Source organism: Actinomadura mexicana (assembly GCF_900188105.1).
Lineage (GTDB): Bacteria > Actinomycetota > Actinomycetes > Streptosporangiales > Streptosporangiaceae > Spirillospora > Spirillospora mexicana.
This window is the reverse complement of sequence record NZ_FZNP01000006.1, coordinates 179,902-204,165: the sequence shown is the minus strand read 5'-3', so window position 1 is coordinate 204,165 and position 24,264 is coordinate 179,902. Positions and strand designations below refer to the sequence as shown.

General features: G+C 73.0%; 22 protein-coding genes. 16 read left to right on the top strand and 6 right to left on the bottom strand.

Features of this window, described 5'->3' with window-relative positions; all coding sequences use genetic code 11:
- The first annotated feature begins 57 nt into the window (after positions 1-57).
- The 4 genes from infB to CHC11_RS17335 all read left to right on the top strand — a co-directional run bounded on the left by infB (position 58) and on the right by CHC11_RS17335 (position 5,571).
- Positions 58-3,153, top strand: a complete 3,096-nt coding sequence (infB, locus tag CHC11_RS17350; RefSeq protein WP_089312780.1) for a translation initiation factor IF-2 — start codon at positions 58-60, stop codon at positions 3,151-3,153.
- A 217-nt stretch (positions 3,154-3,370) separates the two neighbouring features.
- A complete protein-coding gene (locus CHC11_RS17345) occupies positions 3,371-3,679 on the top strand; it encodes a DUF503 domain-containing protein (RefSeq protein ID WP_245919343.1) in 309 nt (102 codons plus the stop codon).
- A 78-nt stretch (positions 3,680-3,757) separates the two neighbouring features.
- On the top strand, positions 3,758-4,291 hold the full coding sequence (rbfA, locus tag CHC11_RS17340) for a 30S ribosome-binding factor RbfA (protein WP_089312779.1): 534 nt from the start codon (positions 3,758-3,760) through the stop codon (positions 4,289-4,291).
- Complete coding sequence (locus CHC11_RS17335; protein WP_245919341.1) at positions 4,288-5,571, top strand: DHH family phosphoesterase; 1,284 nt, start codon at positions 4,288-4,290, stop codon at positions 5,569-5,571. Before rbfA ends, CHC11_RS17335 begins: the two co-directional genes overlap by 4 nt.
- Positions 5,572-5,663: 92 nt before the next feature.
- Here CHC11_RS17335 and CHC11_RS17330 read toward each other — a convergent pair whose 3' ends face one another.
- Both CHC11_RS17330 and CHC11_RS17325 read right to left on the bottom strand, forming a co-directional pair.
- Entirely contained in the window at positions 5,664-6,287 is a 624-nt protein-coding gene (locus tag CHC11_RS17330) for a hypothetical protein (RefSeq protein WP_089312778.1), read from the bottom strand.
- A complete protein-coding gene (locus CHC11_RS17325) occupies positions 6,274-7,203 on the bottom strand; it encodes a hypothetical protein (RefSeq protein WP_143227129.1) in 930 nt (309 codons plus the stop codon). The genes CHC11_RS17330 and CHC11_RS17325 overlap by 14 nt, the downstream gene beginning before the upstream one ends.
- A gap of 194 nt (positions 7,204-7,397) precedes the next feature.
- Between CHC11_RS17325 and truB the strand changes: the two genes are divergently transcribed.
- From truB to CHC11_RS17280, 9 genes are all read left to right on the top strand, one after another.
- The gene (gene truB / locus CHC11_RS17320; protein ID WP_089312776.1) at positions 7,398-8,267 is read left to right on the top strand and encodes a tRNA pseudouridine(55) synthase TruB; all 870 of its coding nucleotides are present in this window, start codon (positions 7,398-7,400) and stop codon (positions 8,265-8,267) included.
- Positions 8,268-8,377: 110 nt separating this feature from the next.
- Positions 8,378-9,046, top strand: coding sequence for a PAQR family membrane homeostasis protein TrhA (gene trhA / locus CHC11_RS17315; protein WP_245919339.1), 669 nt, complete (start codon positions 8,378-8,380; stop codon positions 9,044-9,046).
- Positions 9,047-9,181: 135 nt separating this feature from the next.
- Entirely contained in the window at positions 9,182-10,126 is a 945-nt protein-coding gene (locus tag CHC11_RS17310; protein ID WP_089313021.1) for a bifunctional riboflavin kinase/FAD synthetase, read from the top strand.
- A 214-nt stretch (positions 10,127-10,340) separates the two neighbouring features.
- The gene (gene rpsO / locus CHC11_RS17305) at positions 10,341-10,610 is read left to right on the top strand and encodes a 30S ribosomal protein S15 (RefSeq protein ID WP_067792110.1); all 270 of its coding nucleotides are present in this window, start codon (positions 10,341-10,343) and stop codon (positions 10,608-10,610) included.
- Positions 10,611-10,862: 252 nt separating this feature from the next.
- Entirely contained in the window at positions 10,863-13,226 is a 2,364-nt protein-coding gene (locus CHC11_RS17300) for a polyribonucleotide nucleotidyltransferase (RefSeq protein WP_425427327.1), read from the top strand.
- A gap of 94 nt (positions 13,227-13,320) precedes the next feature.
- Positions 13,321-14,637 carry a M16 family metallopeptidase gene (locus tag CHC11_RS17295; RefSeq protein ID WP_089312775.1) on the top strand — a complete coding sequence of 439 codons (1,317 nt, stop codon included), beginning with the start codon at positions 13,321-13,323 and terminating at the stop codon, positions 14,635-14,637.
- Positions 14,638-14,728: 91 nt separating this feature from the next.
- The gene (locus CHC11_RS17290; RefSeq protein WP_089312774.1) at positions 14,729-15,352 is read left to right on the top strand and encodes an FMN-dependent NADH-azoreductase; all 624 of its coding nucleotides are present in this window, start codon (positions 14,729-14,731) and stop codon (positions 15,350-15,352) included.
- A gap of 35 nt (positions 15,353-15,387) precedes the next feature.
- On the top strand, positions 15,388-16,125 hold the full coding sequence (dapB, locus tag CHC11_RS17285; protein WP_089312773.1) for a 4-hydroxy-tetrahydrodipicolinate reductase: 738 nt from the start codon (positions 15,388-15,390) through the stop codon (positions 16,123-16,125).
- A complete protein-coding gene (locus CHC11_RS17280; RefSeq protein ID WP_089312772.1) occupies positions 16,125-16,664 on the top strand; it encodes a transglutaminase-like domain-containing protein in 540 nt (179 codons plus the stop codon). The genes dapB and CHC11_RS17280 overlap by 1 nt, the downstream gene beginning before the upstream one ends.
- Here CHC11_RS17280 and CHC11_RS17275 read toward each other — a convergent pair.
- Positions 16,652-17,530, bottom strand: a complete 879-nt coding sequence (locus CHC11_RS17275; protein ID WP_089312771.1) for a sigma-70 family RNA polymerase sigma factor — start codon at positions 17,528-17,530, stop codon at positions 16,652-16,654. The two genes, CHC11_RS17280 and CHC11_RS17275, sit on opposite strands and share 13 nt — an antisense overlap.
- A 102-nt stretch (positions 17,531-17,632) precedes the next feature.
- Here CHC11_RS17275 and CHC11_RS17270 point away from each other — a divergent pair, with 102 nt between their 5' ends.
- The gene (locus CHC11_RS17270) at positions 17,633-18,472 is read left to right on the top strand and encodes an SCO6745 family protein (protein ID WP_218826133.1); all 840 of its coding nucleotides are present in this window, start codon (positions 17,633-17,635) and stop codon (positions 18,470-18,472) included.
- 82 nt (positions 18,473-18,554) lie between these two features.
- On the opposite strand, the gene ftsH is transcribed toward CHC11_RS17270, so the two are convergent.
- A complete protein-coding gene (gene ftsH / locus CHC11_RS17265) occupies positions 18,555-20,627 on the bottom strand; it encodes an ATP-dependent zinc metalloprotease FtsH (RefSeq protein WP_245919337.1) in 2,073 nt (690 codons plus the stop codon).
- Positions 20,628-20,741: 114 nt separating this feature from the next.
- On the bottom strand, positions 20,742-21,521 hold the full coding sequence (gene modA / locus CHC11_RS17260; protein ID WP_089312769.1) for a molybdate ABC transporter substrate-binding protein: 780 nt from the start codon (positions 21,519-21,521) through the stop codon (positions 20,742-20,744).
- 113 nt (positions 21,522-21,634) lie between these two features.
- Between modA and CHC11_RS17255 the strand changes: the two genes are divergently transcribed.
- Positions 21,635-22,309, top strand: a complete 675-nt coding sequence (locus CHC11_RS17255; RefSeq protein WP_089312768.1) for a uracil-DNA glycosylase — start codon at positions 21,635-21,637, stop codon at positions 22,307-22,309.
- A 91-nt stretch (positions 22,310-22,400) separates the two neighbouring features.
- Positions 22,401-23,432, top strand: a complete 1,032-nt coding sequence (locus CHC11_RS17250; RefSeq protein ID WP_143227123.1) for a hypothetical protein — start codon at positions 22,401-22,403, stop codon at positions 23,430-23,432.
- Here the strand turns inward: CHC11_RS17250 and CHC11_RS17245 are convergent.
- A complete protein-coding gene (locus CHC11_RS17245; protein WP_089312766.1) occupies positions 23,396-24,262 on the bottom strand; it encodes a 1,4-dihydroxy-2-naphthoate polyprenyltransferase in 867 nt (288 codons plus the stop codon). The genes CHC11_RS17250 and CHC11_RS17245 overlap by 37 nt on opposite strands.
- Between the last annotated feature and the right edge of the window lie 2 nt (positions 24,263-24,264).

The following is a 24,264-nucleotide window of genomic DNA, read 5'->3' as shown; positions in this document are numbered from 1 at the left end:
GTACGGCAAGTTAGCGACGGTCCGGAGGCCGCACCCCCGGACCGAGTAGGGAGTGCAGTGGCGAAGGTCCGGGTTTACGAACTCGCCAAGGAGTTCGGAGTAGAGAGCAAGGTCGTCATGGCCAAGCTCCAGGAAATGGGCGAGTTCGTACGGTCGGCGTCCTCCACGATTGAGGCGCCGGTCGTTCGTAGGCTGACAGAAGCCTTCTCAAATTCTTCTTCCGCCCCCAAGCAGGGGGACCGACGGGTCGCGGCCAACAAGCCGGGTCCGCGCCCGTCCGCACCGCCGCGTCCGGGTCAGTCCGGCGGCGGTTCCGATTCTCAGGGCGCCCGCCCCGGGCCCCGACCGGGCCCGCGGCCTGCCGCGCCCCGGCCGAGTCCGGCCGGTTCCAGCGGTTCCGGTTCCGGTGGTTCCGGTTCCGGTGGCCAGGGCGGCCCCGGCGTTCAGGGCGGCCCCGGTGGCGGCCCCGGCGTTCAGGGCGGTCAGGACGGCGCGTCCAGGCCCGGCCCGCAGCCGGCGGCGCCGCGTCCGCCCGTCCCGCCGGCGCCGACCACGCCGGTGAGCGCGCCCGCGGCGCAGGGCCCGAGCGCCCCGCCCGCGGCCGGTCCCGGTACCGGGACCGGCAACCGCGCGCCCGCCGGTCCGAAGCCGGGGCCCCGCGCGCCGAAGCCCGGCCCGCGCCCGGCCCCGCGCCAGGGTGGCGGCGGTGGCGGCGGCCGCGGTCCCGGTGGGCCGCGTCCGGGCAACAACCCGTTCAGCTCGACCAACACCGGCATGGGCCAGGCGCCCAAGCCGGGGCCGCGTCCCGCCCCCCGTCCGGCCGGTGACCGTCCGGGCGGCGGCGGCGGTGCCGCGGGCGGTCCGCGTCCCGGCCCGCGGCCGGGCGGCGCTCCCGGCGCCGGCGGCCCGCGCCCGAACCCGGGCGGCATGCCGCCCAGGCCGGGCGGCCCGCGTCCGAGCCCGATGAACATGCCGTCCTCGCGGCCCGCAGGCGCCCCCGGGCGCGGCGGTCCCGGAGGCGGCGGTGGCGGCGGCGGTCGCGGTCCGGGCGGCGGTGGCCGCGGTCCGGGCGGCGGCGGTGGCGGCGGCGGTCGCGGTCCCGGTGGCGGCGGTCGTCCCGGTGGCGGCGGCGGCTTCGGCGCCCCTCGCGCGGGTGGCGGCGGTCGTCCCGGTGGCGGCGGCGGCTTCGGCCCCCGTCCCGGTGGCGGCGGTCGCGGTCGCGGCGGCACGCAGGGCGCCTTCGGGCGTCCCGGCGGGCGCCCGGCGCGCGGACGCAAGTCCAAGCGGGCGCGCCGCCAGGAGTTCGAGAACATGCAGGCGCCCGCCGCCGGCGGCGTCTCGGCTCCGCGCGGCAACGGCAAGACCATCCGGCTGGCGCAGGGCGCGACCCTGACCGACTTCGCCGAGAAGATCGGCGCCAACCCGGCGTCGCTCGTCGCGATCATGATGCACCTCGGCAAGATGGTCACCGCGACCCAGTCGGTCGACCCCGACGACCTGATGTCGCTCGGGCTCGAACTGGACTTCGACGTCCAGGTCGTCAGCCCCGAGGACGAGGACCGCGCGCTGCTCGAGTCCTTCGACATCGAGTACGGCGAGGACGAGGGCGGCGAGGAGAACCTCCAGACGCGTCCGCCGGTGGTCACCGTCATGGGCCACGTCGACCACGGTAAGACCAAGCTGCTGGACGCCGTCCGGCACGCCAACGTGCAGGCCGGCGAGGCCGGCGGCATCACCCAGCACATCGGCGCCTACCAGGTCGAGACCGAGGTCGACGGCGAGGAGCGCAAGATCACCTTCATCGACACCCCGGGTCACGAGGCGTTCACCGCCATGCGTGCCCGCGGTGCCGACACCACCGACCTGGTGGTGCTGGTGGTCGCCGCCGACGACGGCGTCAAGCCGCAGACCACCGAGGCGATCGACCACGCCACCGCGGCCGGGGTCCCGATCGTCGTCGCGGTCAACAAGATCGACGTCGAGGGCGCGGACCCGAACCGGGTCCGGGCTCAGCTCACCGAGTACGGCCTGGTCGCCGAGGAGTTCGGCGGCGACACGCAGTTCATCGACGTGTCCGCCAAGCAGGGGACCAACATCGACGGGCTGCTGGAGGCGATCGTCCTGACCGCCGACGCCTCGCTCGACCTGAAGGCCAACCCCGACATGCCCGCCCAGGGATCGGCCATCGAGGCCCACCTGGACAAGGGCCGGGGCGCCGTGGCGACCGTGCTGGTCCAGCGCGGCACGCTGCGGGTCGGCGACTCGATCGTCTGCGGCGTGGCCAACGGCCGCGTCCGGGCGATGCTCGACGAGAACGGCAACAGCGTCGAGGAGGCGGGCCCGTCCCGTCCGGTGATGGTGCTCGGCCTCGCGGCCGTGCCCGGCGCGGGCGACAACTTCCTGGTCGTCGAGGACGACCGGGTCGCCCGGCAGATCGCCGACAAGCGGGTCGCGCGCAAGCGCAACGCCGAACTGCTCAAGAGCCGCAAGAGCAGCTCCCTGGAAGAGCTGTTCAAGGACCTGGAGCGGGGCGAGCGGCAGGAGCTGCTGCTCATCCTCAAGGGCGACGTGTCCGGTTCCGTCGAGGCGCTGGAGGACTCGCTCCTCAAGATCGACGTGGGCGACGAGGTCAACCTGCGGATCATCCGCCGCGGCGTCGGCGCGATCACGCAGGACGACGTCAACCTGTCGCTGGCGTCCGAGGGCGCGGTCATCATCGGCTTCAACGTGCGGCCTGAGCGCAACGCGCAGGAGCTGGCCGACCGCGAGGGCGTCGACATCCGGTACTACTCGATCATCTACCAGGCGATCGAGGAGATCGAGGCGGCCCTCAAGGGCATGCTCAAGCCGGAGTTCGAAGAGGTCCAGCTCGGCACCGCCGAGGTCCGCGAGATCTTCAAGGTGCCGCGGATCGGCAACGTCGCCGGTTCGATGGTCACCTCGGGGATCATCCAGCGCAACGCCAAGGCCCGCCTCGTCCGCGACGGCGTCGTGGTCTCCGACAACCTCACGGTGTCGTCGCTGCGCCGCTTCAAGGACGACGCGACCGAGGTCCGCGAGGGCTTCGAGTGCGGCATCGGCGTCGGTTACAACGACATCAAGCTCGGTGACGTCATCGAGTGCTTCGAGATGCGGGAGAAGCCCCGCGACTGAGGCGGACGGCAGGTCCGCGCGGCCCCGCGAGGGGCCGCGCGGGCGGCCGGCCCGGCGGCCCGTCCGGGCATGCCGGCAACGTGATCGTTAATTCAGTGACCAAGCGCCAGGCGGATCTTCTAGCCTGGCGTCTGTCATGTCCAGCTCATTCCGGTCCGCCGGAAAGGCTGGGAACGCGGCGGATGACCTCCGTCGTTCCCTCTCTGATGACTCCGGGGTGATCGACCAGGTGTACGTGGGTGCGCTGACGCTCGACCTGCTGCTCGGGGACGTCCGCTCGCTGAAGCAGAAGCGGTCCGTCCTGCGTCCCGTCATCGCCGAGGTGCAGAAGCGCTTCCCGGCGGTGGCCGTCGCCGAGACCGGCGACAACGACCTCCACCGCAGGGCGGAGATCGGAGTGGCGGTGGTGTCGGGCACGGCGGCCAACTGCACCGAGGTCCTCGACCAGTGCGAGCGGCTCGTGGCCGGACGGCCGGAGATCGAACTGCTGTCCGCCCGGCAGCGCCTGTACAGCGGCGAGGACTGACGGGCGCGCGGGCGCCGCCCCACAATGAAGGAGCGGGAACCGACCTTCCCGCTCAGACCATAGAAAGGGAGTGCGATCATGGTGGACGCAGCTCGGGCGCGCAAGCTCGCCGACCGCATCCAGCAGATCGTCGCCGAGATGCTGGAGAGGCGGATCAAGGATCCGCGGCTCGGCTTCGTGACCGTGACGGACACCCGCATCACCAATGACCTGCGCGACGCGACCGTGTACTACACGGTGTACGGGTCGGACGGCGAGCGCGCCGAGACGGCCGCCGCGCTGGAGAGCGCCAAGGGCGTGATCCGGTCGGAGGTGGGCAGGAAGACGGGCGTCCGCCACACGCCCAGCATCACCTTCGTGATGGACTCCCTGATGGAGAACGCGGCGCACATCGACGACCTGCTGGCCCAGGCCCGCGCCAGGGACGCCGAGGTCGCGCGGGCCGCGCAGGGCGCCTCCCCCGCGGGGGACGCCAACCCCTACCGCGAGCCCGGCTCCGCCGAGGACGAGGACGACGACCTCGACGAGGACGACGAGGACGAGCCCGGCTTCGACGGGCGCGGCGCCGCGGGGGACGGTGAGGACGGCCGTCCCGGACGCCCGTCATCGTGAACGGCCCGGCCGAGACCACGGCCCGCGCCGAGCCGGGCGCGCCCTCCGCGCCGTGCGTACTGTCCGGACAGGTCGCGCTCTCCGGGCCCGGCAGGCCGCCCAGGTCCGACGGGCATGCCGAGCCCGGTGCGATGGCCGCGTCCGGCGTGCCGCCCGAGTCCCAGCCCGGCGGTCCGTCCGAGGCGGGCGTGCCGTCCGAACTCGGCACACCGTCCCGGCCCGGGCTGCCGTCCCGGCCCGGGCTGCCGTCCCGGCCCGGGCTGCCGTCCCGGCCCGGGCTGCCGTCCGGGCCCGGCGGGGCGCCCGCCGAGCTCGACTGGGACCGCGCGGTCGAGCTGATCCGCGAGGCCGGCGAGATCTGCCTCGCCTGCCACGTGGTCCCCGACGGCGATGCGCTCGGCTCGATGCTGGCGCTCGCGCAGGCGCTGCGCACGTGCGGCAAGCGCTGCCTGGCCTCGTTCGGGGAGCCGTTCGCCGTCCCGGCGATCCTGCGGTTCCTCCCGGGCCAGGAGATGCTGGTCGAGCCGGCCCGGATGCCGCGCGCCCCCAAGCTGATGATCTCGCTGGACGCGGCGGGCCGGGCGCGCCTCGGCTCGCTCGCGGGAGCCGCGGACCGGGCCGGCGCCCTGATCGTCATCGACCACCACGCGTCCAACACCGGGTTCGGCGGAGTGCGGCTGGTCGACCCGGACGCCGCCGCCACGGCGGTGCTGGTCGAGGAGTTGATCCGCAGGCTCGGTGTGCCGCTCGACCGCGACATCGCCCAGGGCCTGTACGCGGGGCTCGCCAGCGACACCGGCTCGTTCAAGTACCCCTCCACCACTCCCGAGGTCCACGACCTGGCCGGGCGGCTGCTGACGGCGGGCGTCCGGCCGGAGACGGTCAGCCGGGAGCTGTGGGACCGGGCCCCGTTCGACTACCTGCGGGTCCTCGCGGGCGCGCTGGCACGGGCCCGGCTGGAGCGCGACGCCGCCGGCGGCCGCGGCCTGGTCTGGACGGCGATCGCCCGTGAGGACCGGCGCGGCCTGCCTTACGAGCAGCTCGAAGGCATCATCGACCAGCTGCGCCGGACCGATGAGGCGGAGGTCGCCGTCGTGTGCAAGGAGCTCGACGACGGCCGCTGGTACTTCTCAGCCCGGTCCAAGGGCCACATCGACCTGAGCCGGGTGTGCGCGGCGCTCGACGGCGGCGGTCACCGCGAGATGGCGGGCTTCGTCTGGGGAGGGCCGGTCGACGAGGCGCTCGACCGCCTGCGCGCCCTGCTGCCCCCTGCCCCCTGACCACTGCCCGCTGACCACTGCCCCCTGACCACTGCCCGCTGACCACTGCCCCCTGATCACTGCCCCCTGACCGGGCGGGTTCCGGGACGTGGTCAGTCGAACCGCTGTTCCCGACGGGCCCGGTCGGCCACGTCCTTCATGCGGCGCCGCGCCCACCGGAGCAGCAGCGGCCAGGCCACGGCGGCCGTGGCCAGGCCCACCCCCGCCGTGACGGCGCCGTCCGGCTGGAAGGCCGTGCGGACCGCCGCCGCGGCGGCTCCACCGTACGCCGCCGCGGTGATCAAGCCGATCTGGCGCCGGTTGACGCTGCGCGGCCGCGTCATCCAGGTCGAGGGGGCGTCGGTGTGACGCCAGCTCACATGCGGGGCGAGGTGGGGGTACTCGGTCACGAAGTAGCGCCGGATCCGCGCGGCGGCGCGTGCGCAGGCGTCGGTGCCGATGTCCCGGACGACCAGGCCGATGTAGGCGTTGGTGCCGACGACCGCGATGAACAGCGCGGCGGCGAGCACCACCCGGAGCAGGGCGTCGGAGCCGAGCCCCTTGGCGCCGCTGAGCGCCGCGACGAGACCGAGGGTGGCGCCCACCAGGGTCAGGAAGCCGGTCATCCGGGCGTGGCCCTCGGCCCGGAGCCTGCGGAACTCCGCCTCGGCGTTGTGGAGTTCCTCCAGGAGGAACGCGGTGGCGTGTTCCTCGCCGCGCCTCCTACGCGCACGCATCGCGGATCCGGGTGATCGCAGCGGTGGCCGGTGCCGGTGCCGGGCGGAGCGAGCGCCTGGCGAACAGTTCTTCGACCGCCGCGTCGTCGCCCGCGCGAACGGACCAGCTTCGCATCGGCGTCGCCCTCTCCCTGGTGCCGACCGGCCTCAGCCAGAAGCCGGGACCCGTCCTCCGGCAGAACGGGTTGCACGCGGGTATGCGCTCTTCGTATGGCGACATCGGAGGATCCGACTGGTAGGCACCGGCCCGTACCAGGATGCGCCAGCCCGGCACGGGAGCCGCGCCGGGCCGGTGCACCGCCCGGGCTCCGAAGGAGACGGCGCGCCCATCGCCGCAGGGAGCGCAGGACCGGCCGGCCGACAGCCATGTCCGGATGTGTTCGGCCACGTCCCGGCTCCGGGCCCATCCGCCCGGAAGCGGGAGGCCGCCAGGTGCCACGGCGAACTCGGTGCTCGCGTCCGGCGCTCCGGGCGGGGCCGGCTCCTCCGGGCTGAACAGGCTGACCAGCGCGAAGCTGCGCCGGCGCGTGAGGTCGGAGGTGTCGTAGCGTTCCCGCGCACCCGCCCCGGTGATGGCGCCGGCCCGGTCGATGTGCCAGTCGGGCCGGGCCCCGGGAACCTGGCCCCGGTCGAGCCACAGGGCGGCGACGGTGATCCGGATGACCAGCCCGCGGTCGGCCCGGACCGAATCGATGATCTCGTCCAGGGCGCCGAGGGTGAGGAGGGCGTCGAGGGCGGCGGCTCCCACGGGCCCGGCGTACCGGGCGAAGGCGTCGAGCGAGCACAGCGTCAGCGACGGCTCGTGCACGGACTCGTGCAGGAGGGAGCCGATGCTCTCCGGTTCCATCCGCCCATGGACCCGAACCGGAGCGCCCGGAGCATGGAAGACGCTGTGCTCGGCCGGCCCTGTGCTCATGATCTGACCTCGCCGGGTGACGTACGGCTCGGAGCCGCAGTAGACCGCGGCGAGGCGTGCTTCACAAGGGAAAAGGGCACAGAGCGGGCTCCTCGCCGCGTGGCGCCGGGCTGTGCGGAGAACCTGCGGGGGCGAAGGGGCGGCTAGAATCGCCGTCCTCCGTCCGCCCGCCGTCTTCGAGGTGAAGCTAGAGCATGGATTCGGGACTCGTCATCGTGGACAAGCCCGCCGGCTGGACGTCGCACGACGTCGTGGGCAAGATGCGGCGACTGGCGCAGACCCGGCGGGTCGGGCACGCGGGCACGCTGGACCCGATGGCGACCGGCGTGCTCGTCCTCGGGATCGGCAAGGCCACCCGGCTGCTCGGGCATCTCGCGCTGACCCGCAAGGGCTACGACGCCACGATCCGCCTGGGCGAGTCGACCAACACCGACGACGCGGAGGGCGAGACCATCGCGACCGCGTCCGCCGAGGCCGTCACCGAGGAGGCGCTGCGGGCCGGCGTCGCGGAGCTGACCGGGACGATCCAGCAGGTCCCGCCACAGGTCAGTGCGATCAAGGTGAACGGGGAGCGTGCCTACAAGATGGCCCGCAAGGGCGAGGAGGTGGAGCTCGCCGCCCGCCCGGTGACCGTGGAGGAGTTCGCCGTCCTGGACGTCCGGCGGCACGGCGCCCTGATCGACGTGGACGCCTCGGTGTCCTGCTCGTCGGGGACCTACATCCGGGCGCTGGCCCGCGACCTCGGCGCCTCGCTCGGCTGCGGCGGCCATCTGACCGCGCTGCGCCGCACCCGCGTCGGACCCTACGACCTGTCGGTGGCGCGCACGCTCGACCGGCTCGGCGAGAAGCTGGAGATCCTGCCGATGGCCGAGGCCGTCGCGGCGGTGTTCCCCCGCCGTGACGTGTCCGAGGACGACGCCCGCAAGGTCGCGCACGGCGGGCGGCTCCCGGCGGTCGGTCTCGGGCCCGGGCCGGTGGGCGTCTTCGCGCCGGACGGGACGCTGCTCGCGCTCGTCGAGGAGCGGGGCCCGGTCGCCAAGTCCCTCGCGGTGTTCGTCTCCTGACCGGGGGCGCGCGCGGTGCGGTCCGTGGCGAGTATCACGGGACGAAACGGATGCGCCGTCAACCTACGGTCGCGTAACCTACGTAGGCGTAGGTTCGTGAGGAGGTGTCCGTGACCACGGTGAACGACGATGCCCCGGTGGCATCCCCCACCCGGCCGCGGCTGCGCGGCTGGCTGCACCTCGGCGCGTTCCCCGCGGTGCTCGTCGCGGGGCTCGTGCTGGTGGCGCTCGGCCCGAGCCCGCAGGCGCGGCTGGCGTCGGCGGTGTACGTGGCGACCTCGGGGATGCTGTTCGGGATCTCGGGGACGTACCACCGGCAGCAGTCGCACCGGCTGATCGAGGTGCTGCGGCGCTTCGACCACGCCAACATCTATCTGATCATCGCCGGGACGTACACGCCGTTCGCGGTGCTGGCGCTGGACGGCGGCGTGCGCGTGGCCGTCCTCGCCATCGTGTGGACCGGGGCCGTCGCCGGGGTCGTCTTCCGGACGACCTGGATCGGCGCTCCCCGCACCCTCTACGTCACCCTCTACATCGTGCTGGGCTGGGTGGCGGTGCTGTTCCTGCCGCAGTTCCTGTCCGGGGCGGGCCTGGCCGCCTGCCTCCTGGTCGCGAGCGGCGGGATCTGCTACAGCGTCGGGGGAGTGGTGTACGGGCTGCGCCGACCCGACCCGTTCCCGAGCTGGTTCGGGTTCCACGAGGTGTTCCACGCCTGCACGCTGGCGGCCTACATCCTGCAGTACATCGCGGTGTCCCTGATCGTGTACCAGTCCGGCTGAGACCGTCCGCCGGCCCGCGCCGGGGGGCGTGTGCGCACACCATGCCCCCTGGGTGCGACCAACCCGGCACCCGCATGGCACTCTTGAGGACGGCAAGAAGTACCTGACGGGAACGTCCTACGCAGGGAGAGCATGGTGCGGCGCTGGAATGGCCTCGACGAGGTTCCCGCAGACTGGGGCCGTTCGGTGATCACCATCGGGGTGTTCGACGGCGTGCACCGCGGCCACCAGCGGATCGTGGGGGCCGCCGCCGAGGAGGCGCGCCGCCGCGGGCTGCGCTCGGTGGTCATCACGTTCGACCCGCATCCGGACGAGGTCGTCCGGCCCGGTACGCATCCGCCGCTGCTCGCCACGACCAGGCGCCGCGTCGAGTTGCTGGAGGGCCTCGGCACCGACGCCGTCGTGGTCGTGCCCTTCACGCTGGAGCTGTCGAAGGTGCCGCCGGACGAGTTCGTCCAGTCGGTGCTGGTCGACCGGCTGCACGCCGCCCACGTGATCGTCGGTGAGGACTTCCGGTTCGGGCACAGGGCCAAGGGGGACGTGGCGCTGCTGCGGGAGCTCGGCGAGAAGTACGACTTCACGGCCGAGGGCATGCCGCTGGTCGCCGACGGCGACACGATCTCGTCCACCTACATCAGGGGACGCCTGGACGCGGGCGACGTCGAGGCCGCCGCGCACGCGCTCGGCCGCCCGCACCGCGTCGAGGGCGTCGTCGTGCGCGGCCACCAGCGGGGCCGCGCGCTCGGGTTCCCCACCGCCAACCTGGAGACGCTGCCGCACACGGAGATCCCGGCGGACGGGGTCTACGGCGGCTGGCTGGTCTGCGACTCCGACCGCTACCCCGCGTTCCGCTGGCCGGCGGCGATCTCCATCGGGACCAACCCGACCTTCGAGGGCGCGGGGGAGCGGACCGTCGAGGCCTACGCTTTGGACCGCGACGACCTCGACCTCTACGGCGAGCACATGGCCGTCGACTTCACCGCCCGCATCCGCGACACGGTGAAGTTCGACTCCATCGACGCGCTGATCGAGGAGATGCACCGGGACGTGGCCCGCGCCCGCGAGATCACCTCCGGCTGAGCCCCTCCGTCCGCCGCGTACCCTGCGACAACGGCGGTTCTCGCAACGTGACGGGGTGGCTTTGCGGCATGGTACGGTGAATAGTCGCCGGGAAGGGCCCCGGCGCGGCTGGCTGCACCCTCATGCGGCCCGCCACCCTCTTAACACGCACCATGCGGACCCGTGCGCCCACCGGGCCTGGATCTGCGGGTGACGAATCCATCGAAGGAGCCACGTGTCGCTCGACACCGCCACGAAGAACCAGATCATCGCCGAGTACGCGACCACTGAGGGTGACACCGGATCGCCGGAGGTCCAGGTCGCGCTGCTGACGCGCCGTATCAACGATCTGACCGAGCACCTGAAGGAGCACAAGCACGACCACCACAGCCGCCGCGGTCTGCTGCTGCTGGTCGGCCGTCGTCGCCGGCTCCTGAAGTACCTCGCGAACAAGGACATCAACCGCTACCGGCAGCTGATCGAGCGACTCGGGCTGCGGCGCTAGCAGGGTGAGGGAGTGGTCCGCCGGGCCACTCCCTTCCTTTTACGGCCGGCGGGCCCGCCCGGCCCCGGCCCCAATTTCAGACAAGCCTCGCGGACACCGCTGGTGCGGGCCGGTCCTCGGTAGTGGCTTCCGGATCCGTTCCGCCTCGTCGGCGGCGCTCTCGATCCGGGTGCTTCGATCGAAGACCGGCAGCGTGACAGCCAACGGGAAACGGCCGCGAGGACCGACATGGAACCCATGAGGAGGTTTCCCGTGACAGAAGCCGTGCGCATCGACGGTGCGCAGACCACCGAAGCCGTTATCGACAACGGCACGTTCGGCACCCGCACCATCCGCTTCGAGACCGGCCGGCTGGCCCGGCAGGCGGCCGGCTCCGCCGTCGCCTACCTCGACGACGAGACGATGGTGCTGTCGGCGACCACCGCGTCCAAGAAGCCCAAGGACAACCTGGACTTCTTCCCGCTGACCGTGGACGTCGAGGAGCGGATGTACGCCGCCGGGCGCATCCCCGGCTCGTTCTTCCGCCGCGAGGGGCGTCCGTCCGAGGACGCCATCCTGACCTGCCGGCTGATCGACCGGCCGCTGCGCCCGTCGTTCACCAAGGGCCTGCGCAACGAGATCCAGGTCGTCGAGACGATCATGGCGCTGCACCCCGACCACCTGTACGACGTCGTGGCGATCAACGCCGCCTCGATGTCCACGCAGCTGGCGGGCCTGCCGTTCTCCGGCCCGATCGGCGGCGTCCGCGTCGCGCTGATCGACGGCCAGTGGGTCGGCTTCCCGACCCACCCCGAGCTGGAGCGCGCGACCTTCGACATGGTCGTGGCCGGCCGGGTGCTGGCCGACGGCGATGTCGCGATCATGATGGTGGAGGCGGAGTCCACCCGCGACACCATCAAGCTCGTCGGCGAGGGCGCGACCGCGCCGACCGAGGAGACCGTCGCCGAGGGCCTCGAGGCGGCCAAGCCGTTCATCAAGGCGCTGTGCAAGGCGCAGAGCGACCTCGCGGCCGTCGCCGCGAAGGAGACCGCCGAGTACCCGATCTTCCTGGACTACCAGGACGACGTGCTCGACGCCGTCACCGACGCCGTGAGCGAGGACCTGGCGCAGGCGCTGACCATCGCCGGCAAGCAGGAGCGCGAGTCCCGGCTCGACGAGATCAAGGCGGCCGCCGCCGAGAAGCTCGCCGAGCGGTTCGAGGGGCGCGAGAAGGAGATCTCCGCCGCCTACCGCGCCGTCACCAAGAAGCTGGTCCGCGAGCGGGTGATCCGCGACGGGCTGCGCATCGACGGCCGCGGCCTGAAGGACATCCGCCAGCTGACCGCCGAGGCGCACGTCGTCCCGCGCGTGCACGGTTCGGCGCTGTTCGAGCGCGGCGAGACGCAGATCCTCGGTGTGACGACGCTGAACATGCTCCGCATGGAGCAGACGATCGACACGCTGAACCCCGAGCGCACCAAGCGCTACATGCACAACTACAACTTCCCGCCGTACTCCACCGGCGAGACCGGCCGGGTCGGCTCCCCGAAGCGCCGCGAGATCGGCCACGGCGCCCTCGCCGAGCGCGCCCTGATCCCGGTGCTGCCCTCCCGCGAGGAGTTCCCGTACGCGATCCGGCAGGTGTCGGAGGCGCTCAGCTCCAACGGCTCCACCTCGATGGGGTCGGTGTGCGCGTCCACCATGTCGCTGCTGGACGCGGGCGTCCCGCTCCGGCAGATGGTGGCGGGCATCGCGATGGGCCTGATCAACGATGGCGACGAGTACGTCACGCTGACCGACATCCTCGGTGCCGAGGACGCCTTCGGCGACATGGACTTCAAGGTCGCCGGCACCCGTGACCTGATCACGGCGCTGCAGCTGGACACCAAGCTCGACGGCATCCCGGCCTCGGTGCTGGCCGCCGCGCTGAAGCAGGCCAAGGGCGCCCGCCTGGCGATCCTGGACGTCATGCAGGAGGCCATCGAGGCGCCCGCCGAGATGAGCCCGAACGCGCCGCGGATCATCACGATCAAGGTTCCGGTCGACAAGATCGGCGAGGTCATCGGCCCCAAGGGCAAGATGATCAACTCGATCCAGGACGACACCGGCGCCGACATCACGATCGAGGACGACGGCACCATCTACGTCGGCGCCACCGACGGGCCGTCCGCCGAGGCCGCGCGGCAGGCGATCAACTCGATCGCCAACCCGCACATGCCGGAGGTCGGCGAGCGATTCCTCGGCACCGTCGTCAAGACCACGACGTTCGGCGCGTTCGTGTCGCTGCTGCCCGGCAAGGACGGCCTGCTGCACGTCTCGCAGATCCGCAAGCTGCACGGCGGCGCCCGGATCGAGAACGTCGAGGACGTCATGGGCGTCGGCGAGAAGATCCAGGTCGAGGTCACCGAGATCGACCAGCGCGGCAAGCTGTCGCTGGTGCCGGTCGAGGTGGTCGAGCGCGAGTCCGCCGGGAAGGCCGAGGAGGACGGCGGCGACGAGCCCGCCCCGGCGTCCGCCGACGGTGACGGCGACTCCGGCGAGCGCCGGGAGCGCCGCGACGACGGCGACCGGCGCGGTCCGCGGCGCCGCCGCACCCGCCGCGGGGCGGACGACGACGCCGGCCAGCGCAACTCCTGATCCAGGCCATGACCGGCCGGCCGGGCCCGCAGCGCGACGAGAGCTGCGGGACGGCCGGCCGGTCGCTTTCCCCTGAACGGAATGTGAGCGACACGTGACCCTGCCGGCGAGGGCGCAGGAGCCCGGCACCACCACCACGATCCACACCGACGGCGCCGGGGCGGTCCGCCGCACGGTCCTGCCCGGCGGGCTGCGGGTCATCACCGAGACGATGCCGACCGTGCGCTCCGCGGCGTTCGGCATCTGGGCGGCGGTCGGCTCCCGCGACGAGGCCCCCGCCGACGCCGGTGCCAGCCACTACCTGGAGCACGTGCTGTTCAAGGGCACCCGGCGGCGGTCGGCGCTGGAGATCTCCGCCGCGGTCGACGCGGTCGGCGGCGATCTCAACGCGTTCACCGCCAAGGAGTACACCTGCTACTACGCGCGGGTCCTGGACTCCGACCTGCCCCTCGCGGTGGACGTGGTCTCCGACATGGTGGCGGCGTCGGTGAACCGGCCCGAGGACGTCGAGGCCGAGCGCGGCGTGATCCTCGAAGAGATCCACATGCGCGACGACGACCCGGGCGACCTGATCCACGACGAGTTCGCCACGGCGCTGTACGGCGACACCCCGCTCGGGCGTCCCATCCTCGGCACCGAGGAGTCGATCAACGCGCTGTCCCGGGACCGGATCCACGGCTACTACCGGCAGCACTACGTCCCGTCCAACCTGGTGGTGTCGGTGGCGGGCAACATCGACCACGACGAGGTGGTCCGGCTGGTGTCGCAGGCGTTCGCCGAGCACCTGCACGGCGACGCCACGCCCGCCGCGCCCCGGCTGGACGGCGCGCCCGTCCCCCTGGACCCGCGCAGCGTGGTGATCGACAAGGACACCGAGCAGGCGCACATCATCCTCGGCGGCGCGGGCACGTCCCGCACCGACGACCGCCGGTTCGCGCTCGGCGTGCTGAACGCGGCGCTCGGCGGCGGCATGTCGTCCCGCCTCTTCCAGGAGATCCGCGAGAAGCGCGGCCTGGCGTACTCCGTCTACAGCTACACGGCCCAGTACGCCGACTCCGGCGTCTTCGGCGTCTACGCGGGCTGCCAGCCCGCCAAGGCCGAGGAGGTCCTGTCGATCTGCCGGGACGAGCTGGCCAAGGCCGTCGACGGCCTCGACGACGAGGAACTGGAACGCGGCAAGGGCCAGCTGCGCGGCGCCATGGTCCTCGGCCTGGAGGACACCGGATCCCGGATGAGCCGCATCGGCAAGAGCGAACTGGTCTACGAGTCGCTGCTGCGCGTGGACGAGGTACTGGCGCGCATCGAGGCCGTCACGCCCGACGACGTCCGCGCCGTCGCCCGCGACGTGCTGGCGGGCCCGCAGGCCCTCACCGTGATCGGCCCGGTGGGGGACCGCGAGTTCGGAGCCTGACGATCCGCTGACTTGTTAAACGGACCAGGGTCCGCTAACCTCCGAAGGAGTAAGCGGACCTTGGTCCGTATTTTCGGGTGAGAGGACCCTCATGTCCCGTCTGCTGCACATCTCCGCATCCCCGCGAGGCGCCGCGTCCGAGTCGCTGGCGATGGCCGAAGCGTTCCTGGAGGCCTACCGCGAGACCCACGGCGACGCCGTCGACCACCTCGACCTGTGGGAGGCAGGACTTCCCGTGTTCGGTCCCGCCGGGGCCGGCGCCAAGATGACCGTGCTCGCGGGGAACGAACCGTCCGGTGGCGAGGCCGCCGCATGGCGGGCCGCCCGGGAGGTCTTCGAGCGCTACGACTCCTACGACCGCTACCTGTTCAGCGTCCCGATGTGGAACTCCAGCGTCCCCTACGTCCTCAAGCAGTTCATCGACGTCGTCTCGCAGCCCGGCTGGGTGTTCCGCTTCGACCCCGAGAAGGGCTACAGCGGCCTGCTGCGGGGCAAGAAGGCCGCCGTCGTCTACACCAGCGCCGTCTACGGGGAGCACCGCGGGCCCGCGTTCGGCCGCGACCACCAGGCCCCGTTCCTCGAGGGCTGGCTGCGCTGGACGGGGATCACCGACATCAGCGCCGCCGAGTTCCGCCCGAACCTCGCCACCGCCGACGCCGAAACCGGGCGCCGCTCCGCGCACGCCGAGGCGCGCGAGCTGGGCAAGCGCTTCTGACGATAGGCTCGGGCGACGTCAACCGGGAGGAACACGTGACAAAGGTCGGGGTGCTGGGCGCGCAGGGCCGGATGGGCGCCGAGGTGTGCCGCGCCGTGCAGGGAGCCGACGACATGGAGCTCGTCGCCGCCGTCGACCAGGGCGACGCGCTCGACGCGCTGACCGCCGCCGAGGTCGTCGTCGACTTCACCCACCCCGGCGTCGTCATGGACAACCTCCGGTGGTGCGTCGAGCGCGGCCTGCACGCCGTCGTCGGCACCACCGGCTTCGACCCGTCCCGGCTCGACACGGTCCGCTCCTGGCTGACCGACGAGTCGTCCGGGAACGTGCTCATCGCCCCGAACTTCGGGATCGGCGCGGTGCTGATGATGCACTTCGCGCAGAGGGCGGCCCCGTTCTTCGAGTCCGTCGAGATCGTCGAGACGCATCACCCGAACAAGGCGGACGCCCCGTCCGGCACCGCCTACCGCACCGCCGAGCTGGTCGCCGCCGCCCGCGCCGAGGCGGGCGTGGCCCCGTCCCCGGACGCCACCACCTCCGGGGTCGAGGGCGCCCGCGGCGCCGACGTGGACGGCGTCCGCGTGCACGCCGTCCGCATGTCCGGCGCCGTCGCCCACCAGGAGGTGGTCCTCGGCGGGCACGGCGAGCTGTTCACCATCCGGCACGACTCGATGAACCGCGAGTCGTTCATGCCCGGGGTCCTGCTGGCCGTCCGCAAGCTCCCCGAGCTCGACCGCCTCACGGTCGGCATCGAGGCGCTCCTCGGCCTGTGATGGACTTCGACGCCGAGCCCTGGGACTACCTCGCCGCGTCCGAGGCGATCGACTTCGAGCACCCGCTCGTCCAGTCGATCGCCTCGGAGCTGCGCACCGGCGACGACATCGCCTACGCCCGCGCGGCGTTCGACCACGTCCGCGACCTGATCCCGCACTCCATGGACACCGGCGACACCCGCGTCCCGTGGCGGGCCTCCGACGTCCTCGAACAGCGCACCGGCCTGTGCTTCGCCCAGTCCCACGCCTACGTCGCCCTCCTGCGCGCGGGCGGCGTCCAGGCGGGCCTGTGCTACCAGCAGCGCCCCGGCTTCGTCCACTGCCTGGCCGCCGCCCTCGTCGACGACCGGTGGGTCCGCCTCGACCCCCGCGACCCGGGCGTGCGCTTCTCGGCCTCCGCCGACGCCCTGGCCTACCCGGACGATCCGATCCTCCCGACCGTCCACGCGGCCCCGCACCCCACGGTCCTCAACGCCCTGAAGGGCATGACGACCCTCACCGCCTCGGCCCTCCCCGCCACCCTGACTCAGCCGGGGTAGACGAGGTCGAGGGCGGCGAGGCGGTCGGGGTCGGCGAGGATGTCGATCGTGGTGACCCTGCCGTCCGCGACCGTGAAGGCCAGGACGGACTGCGGACGCCCGTCCTCGAACCAGACGATCCCGGCGGTCCCGTTGACCAGGGCGTGCAGGATCTGGCCCTGCGCCGTCCTGCGGAACCTGATGGCCTGCCCGGCGACGTTCTCGGCGCCGACGACCTGCGTCCAGCCGCCGGGGATGGCGCCGACGTCGGCGCGCAGCACCACGTCCGGGTCGAGGACGGCGACGAGCGCCTCGAAGTCGCCGCCGTTGGCCGCGGCGTTGAAGGCGTCGACGACAGCGCGCTGGCGGGCCGGGTCGCGGTCGGGAACCGGCGCCGTCCCGCGCACCCGCCGGCGGGCGCGGCTGGCCAGCTGGCGGGCGGCGGCCGGGGAACGTCCGACGATGGGCGCGATGTCCTCGAACGGCACCCCGAACGTGTCGTGCAGGACGAAGGCCAGCCGCTCGGCCGGGGTGAGGGACTGCAGGACCACCAGGAGCGCGAGCCCGACCGAGTCGGCCACCAGCGCCTCGTGCTCGGGGTCGGGGCCGGCGGCACTGACGACCGGGTCGGGCAGGCGCTCCTCCAGCGGGTCCTCGCGGCGGGACGTGCGCGAGCGCAGCATGTCCAGGCACACCCGGCCCACGACGGTCGTCAGCCAGCCGCCCAGGTTCTCGATGTCGTCCGCGTTGGAGCGGCTGAGCTTGAACCAGGCCTCCTGGACGGCGTCGTCGGCCTCCGCGAGCGAGCCCAGCATCCGGTAGGCGACCGCCTTCAGATGCGTGCGGTGCCCCTCGAACCGCTCGGCCAGGAACTCGCGCTCGTCCATCACGTCCCCCCTCTGTGCCACTAGGTCACCACACTGACGGACGCCGTCCGCCGAATGTGACCGGGGTTGTGCGGGGACCGACGCGGGCCTAGCGTTCGGCAGGTGGATGCGACGCTCGCGCGGGACATGTGGAAGGCCATCGAGCCGCTGCACGCGGTGACGTACTTCGCCGAGGAGTGCCGGACGGCCAACAAGGACATCGGCCTCAAGGGCTTCTGGATGGGCTACTTCGGGAGCCGCGGAGCGCCGCTCGGCCGGGTCTGCGCGGGGACGATCCAGGCGGTCTTCTTCGGGTTCCACCCGGCCCGCGTACGGAGGGCCGTACCGGACGCGTGGGAGTTCGCGGCCCCCGAGAGCATCCTCGTCGCCCGGAGCGGCGCGGCAGCGCGCGCCCTTCGCAGGGCCTTCCCCGGCATCGAGGACGTGGCGGTCATGGCAGCGCCGCTCCTGCAGGAGGTCGTGATGGCGGCGGACGCCTCCGGCCGCCCGTTGTTCGCGGCCAACCGCGACCTGCCCGTCCCGGAGGACCCGGTGGAGGCGCTCTGGCAGGCGACCACGTCCTTGCGGGAGCACCGCGGGGACGGGCACGTCGCCCTGCTCACCGCCGAGGGCCTGAGCGGCCTGGAGGCCAACGTCCTGGCGTGCGCCATGGGCATCGTCCCTCCGGAGCGACTCCAGGAGAGCCGCGGCTGGTCGCCCGAGGAATGGAACGGGTCGGCCGAGGCACTCGCCCGACGCGGACTCGTGGCCGAGGGAGAGGCCACTGAAGCCGGACGGGCCCTGAAAGCGCGGATCGAGCGGCGCACGGACGAACTGGCGGCCGCCCCCTACGCCGTTCTGGCCGACCCCGGGACCCTGTACGAGTCGCTCATACCGGCCTCGAAGGCCCTGACGAACGAGATGCCGTTCCCCAACCCCATAGGCCTTCCCCGACTCGTCTAGAAGCGAGCGGGCCGTTCTCAGCCCCGCCCCCGCTGGCAGGGCCCCACCCGCCGGTGGCGATCTACACGGGCGAGGGGGCTGGTCAGCGGTGGGATTTGGAGAGGTCCACCTCGCGGATGGTGCGGTCGACGCCGGCGGCGGCGTAGGCGGCGGTCTCGTCGAGGGTCTCGTTCTCCAGGAGGGCGGCGGCCAGCGAGTCCAGCCTGTCGCGGTGGGTGCGGAGGGTCTCCAGGGCCTCGGCGTAGCACTCGTCGACGATCCGGCGCGCCTCCAGGTCGACGGCGTCCAGAGTGCCCTGGGCGGCGTACTGGCCCATCGGATCCGAGCCGTCCGCGGGGAGGATCGACAGGGGGCCGATCTTCTGGGACATGCCCCAGCGGCCCACCATCCCGCGGGCGATCTTGGTGACCTGCTCCAGGTCGCTCTCCGAGCCGGTGGTGATCACGCCGAAGACCAGTTCCTCGGCGGCCATGCCGCCGAGCGCGCCGATGATGCGGCCGCGCAGGTAGCGCTCGTCGTAGGCGTAGCGGTCGTCGTCGGGGGTGGAGAGGGTGACGCCGAGCGCGCGGCCGTGCGGCACGATCGTGATCTTGCGGACGGGGTCGGCGCCCGGCTGCAGCATGCCGAGCAGGCCGTGCCCCGACTCGTGGTAGGACGTGCGGCGGCGCTCCTCGAACGGCATGACCAGGGAGCGCCGGGTACCGAGCTGCACCTTCTCCAGGGCGCTCTGGAAGTCGTCCATGTCCACGGCGCCCTTCTCGCGCTTGACGGCGAGCAGGGCGGCCTCGTTGACCAGGTTGGCCAGCTCGGCGCCGGTCATCCCGGGCGTCATCCTGGCGATCGAGAGGATGTCGGCGTCGGCGGCGAGCGGGACGTCGCGGGTGTGCACGCCGAGGATCGCCACCCGCCCGTCCAGGTCGGGCGGGGACACCGCGACCTGCCGGTCGAACCGGCCGGGGCGCATCAGGGCCGGGTCCAGGATGTCGGGACGGTTCGTCGCGGCGATCACGACCACGCCCTCGGACCCGGAGAAGCCGTCCATCTCGGTGAGGATCTGGTTGAGGGTCTGCTCGCGCTCGTCGTGCCCGCCCATGCTGGCGCCGCCGCCGCGGGTCCGCCCGATGGTGTCGATCTCGTCGATGAAGATGATCGAGGGGGCGGTCTTGCGGGCCTCGGTGAACAGCTCGCGGACGCGGGCGGCGCCGACGCCGACGACCATCTCGATGAACTCCGACGCCGCCGCGGAGTAGAACGGGACGTCGGCCTCGCCGGCGACGGCGCGGGCGAGCAGGGTCTTGCCGGTGCCGGGCGCGCCGGTCAGCAGCACGCCGCGGGGGACGCGGGCGCCCATCCGGCGGTACTTGCCCGGGTCCTTGAGGAAGTCGACGATCTCGCTGAGCTCCGCCTCGACCTCGTCGATGCCGGCGACGTCGGCGAACGTGGCGCGCTTGTCGTCCGCGGCGACGGGCTTAGGGGAGCGGTTGAAGCCGCCCATGAGGCCGCCCCCGCCGCCGGCCATGCGGCGCTGCAGCCACACCATCACGCCGATCCACAGGCCGACGAACAGCAGGGTCGGCAGTAGCGACAGCAGCAGGTTGGCGAGCAGGCCGCGGTCCTCGTTGACCGGCTTGGCCTCGACCTCGACGCCCTTCTGCACCATCTCCGTGTAGATCTTGTCGTCGGCGAACGCGGGACGCAGCGTCTCGAACGAGGAGTAGGTCTTCTCCGCGTGCCCCGGGACCGGCCGCTTGCTCTTCAGCTGGCCCTGGATCTGGTAGCCCTTGGTGTAGACGTCCTTCACGTTCCCGGCGGCGACCTGCTGGGTGAACGCCGTGTAGGGGACCGTCACCCGCTCCTTCTGGCCGGTGAGGTGCATGGAGACGTAGCTCAGCCCGAAGACGGCGAGCAGCAGGGCCCAGAAGACCGCGTTGTTCCGGTTCGGCTTCCACCCGCCCCCGCGCAGGCCGCGCGCCCGCCCGTCCTTCCGGTCGGGCACGCCTTCGGCGCGCCAGGGCTGGTCGGGGTCGCTGCGGGGCGGCACCGACTGGCGTCTGCCGGGCTCGGCCGTGCCGGAGCGCTGCGCGCCGGCGTCCGGCGGCGTCCCGTTCGGTCGCGGTGTCCGGTCGGGCTGTGGCGCGGGTCGCTGGTCCGGCACGTCTCGCATCTCCCCGTACAAAGCGCCCCGGAGACCGGGGCGATCAGGTGTTCCCGAGCCCTGGGGGGCTCCGGGGAGGTAAACGGAAGTCGGCCCCCATCCGTTCCCCCCAGGTCACTGGGGGGCGGCCGGTGTGACGAATCCGTACTTGCCGAACAGCCGCTGCGCGTCGGGCGTGACCAGCCACGCCACGAACGCGTTCGCGGCGTCCTCGTGGCCGCTGTCGCGGACGACCGCGGCGGGGAAGGACGCGGTGACGTTCTGGTCCGCCGGGATGGGCACGCTGCTCGCCGCGATCCCGGCCGAGTTCAGGTCGGTGACGAAGACGATGCCCGCGTCGGCCTCGCCGGCGCGGACCCGGTCCAGGACGGCCCGCGCGCCGATCTCCTCGCTGCTCCACCGGACGGTCACACCCGCCTTGGCGAGGACCTGGCGGGTGTAGCGCCCGACCGGGACCGTCCCGGCGCCGACGACCACCCGCAGGCCCGGCCGGGCCAGGTCCCGCAGGTCCCGGATCCGGCGGGGGTTGCCCGGCCCGACCGCGATCGTGAGCGCGTCGCGGGCGATGACGCGGCGGCGCCCGCCCAGGTACTCGTCGGCCTCGTCCATGCTCGCCCCGTCGGCCGTCACCAGGACGTCGGCGGGCTCGTGCTCGGCGAGGCGGTCGGCGATCTCCGGCGTCCCGCCGAACGCGAACCGCAGCCTGACGTCCGGGTTCTGCTGGTGGTAGGCCTCCCCGATCTCGCCGAGCACCTCCGTCATCGAGGAGGTCGCGAGGACGGTGAGCGTGGCCGGCCTGGAGGGGCCCGCGCAGCCCGCGCCGAGGGCGGGCAGGGCGAGCACCGCGAGCAGCGCGGACGCGCGAAGGCGCCGCCGATGGGGGGAATCGGGCATTCGGCTCATCCTAGGGTCGGGGGGTTCGGAGTCCCTGGATTCGGCCCTGGCGTGTCAGAGGCCCGCACTAGTGTTCCGGGCAACTGGAGATCACGTCTCTCGGAGGCCCGACGATGTCCCTCGACCTGATGGAACTGCTGCCCGGCGACTGGCGCGAGCGGCTCGACCCGCTGCTCGATCCGATCGGCACCGCCGCGCTGGGCGCGTTCGTCGAGGGGGAGTACGCCGGGCAGACCGTCTACCCGCCGCGCGAGGACCTGTTCAACGCGTTCCGGCACTGCCCGTTCGACGGTGCCCGCGTCCTGATCCTCGGTCAGGACCCCTACCACGGCCCCGGCCAGGCGCACGGGCTGAGCTTCAGCGTGCGCGAGGGCGTGCGGCTTCCCCCGTCGCTGCGCAACATCTACAAGGAGCTGGCGGCCGATCTCGGCGTCCCCGCACCGGTCTCGGGCGACCTGACCCGCTGGGCCGACCAGGGCGTGCTGCTGCTGAACGCGGTGCTGACCGTCCGGGGCGGCGAGGCGGGCTCGCACGCGGGCAAGGGCTGGGAGGACTTCACCGACGCCGCGATCCGCGCGCTGAACGACAAGAGCGAGCGCGTCGTGTTCGTCCTCTGGGGCGCCTACGCCCGCAAGAAGGCCCGCCTGATCACCGGTCCCCAGCACACCGTGATCGAGTCGGCGCACCCGAGCCCGCTCAGCGCGAAGAAGTTCTTCGGGACGCGCCCGTTCAGCGCCGTCAACAAGGCCCTCGTCGACGCCGGCCGCACCGAGATCGACTGGGCCTAGCAGGTCGTTTCACCCTTGCGGGGGAGCGGTGCGCCGGACCTCCCTCCGCGGCGGGAGGCGCGGCGCGGGCGGCCCGGGAAATCGTCGGACCATGACCGTTTCAGTTCACCGGCCCGCCGGACGGACGCGCGCCGTGCACGGCGGCCCGGGGCGCGCGCGCCTGGCCGTCTGCGCGGCGACGATCGCCGCGTGCGTCCCCTACCTGACCATCAAGATCACGTGGCTTTCGGGCGGCACCGTCGGCTGGACCGACGCCGCCGCGGCCGAGGACTCCGCGCTGTACGTGGGCAACGCGGTCACCCTCGGCATGGACGCGGCGGCCGTGCTGGTCGTGTCGGCGTTCACCTTCGGCTGGGGCCGCCGGATCCCGGCGTGGCTGGTGCTGGCGCCGATCTGGGTCGCGGTGGGCCTGCTCGCGCCGATCGTCCTCGCCGTCCCGCTCGGGACGCTCCTGCAGACGCTCTTCTCGTCCGAGCCGCTCACGGGCGATGACAACGCGCTCCAGGGGTGGGTGTACGGCGTCGTCTACTCGGGCTTCACCGTGCAGGGCATCGGCTTGCTGACGGCGTTCGTCCTGTACGCGCGCGACCGGTGGCCGCGGACGTTCGAGATCCGCACCAGGAGCGTCCCCGAGGGCCCGTCCCACCCGCTGCAGGTGCTCCTGGCACGAGGGGCGGCGGTCCCGGCCGCGGTCTTCGCGGCCGTGCAGCTCTTCTGGGCGTTCGGAGGGACGGCGGGCCTCCACGGCCACGAGGCCGCCGACCGGAACCTGGCCCAGCAGTTGGCCGACGGCGTGGAGGGCCTGCTGGCGGTCGCCGCCGCGGCCGCGCTCGTGCTGATCGTCCAGCGCGCGGGCCGCCCGGGCCGGTTCGTGGTGCCGCTCGCCGTCGCCTGGGCCGGTTCCGGCACCATGTTCGCGGCGTCCCTCTACGGGCTGCTCGTGGTGCTCGGCCGGCCCGGCTTCCTGGCGCCGGACGCCGCGTCCGCCACGGGCCTGGCCGCCCTCGCCGGGGTGCTCGCCGGGCTCGTCACCGGCCTCACCGGCGCGTTCCTGCTGGCCGAGAGCCGGAGCGCCCTGGCCGGGAGTCAGAGCGCCAGGCCGACCGCGAGCAGCACACCGTAGGCGATCTGCAGCCGGCCGGTCTCGCCGAGCACCGGGATCAGGGCGGGGCCGGTCGCGCCGTTCAGCACCTTCTGCGTCGGCGGCAGCGACAGCGGCGCCGCCAGCAGCGCGAGCAGCGCCCACGGGTGCGGGGCGGCCAGGGCCAGGGCGAACATGAACGGCAGCGCGGTGCACGCCGCGTACAGGATCCGGGTCCAGCGGTCGCCCAGCACGACGGCGAGGGTCCGCTTGCCCGACTCCCGGTCGGTGGGGATGTCGCGCAGGTTGTTGGCGACGAGCATCCCGCACGCCAGCAGCCCGATCGGGACCGCCGCCGCCCACGCCTCCCACGGCAGCTCCTCGATCTGGACGTAGGTCGTCCCGACGACGGCGACCAGGCCGAAGAACACGAACACCGAGACCTCGCCCAGCGCGCGGTACCCGTACGGCGTCTTGCCGCCCGTGTAGAACCAGGCGGCGAGGATCGCGAACGCGCCGACGAGCAGCAGCCACCACGTCGTCACGGCGGCCAGGACGAGCCCGGCCACGGCGGCGACGAGGAAGCAGCCGAGCGCGGCGGCCAGCACCTGCCTGGGCGGGGCGGCCTTCGACCCGACGAGCCGCAGCGGCCCGACGCGGTCCTCGTCGGTGCCGCGGATGCCGTCGCTGTAGTCGTTGGAGTAGTTCACCCCGACCTGCAGCACGAGCGCGACGACGGCGGCGAGGACACCGCGCCACCAGACGGGGTCGCCCTCGCCCACCGCGACGCCGGTGCCGACGACGACGGGGACGAGGGACGCGGGCAGGGTGCGGGGCCGGGATCCGGCGACCCATTGGGAGAGCGTGGCCACAG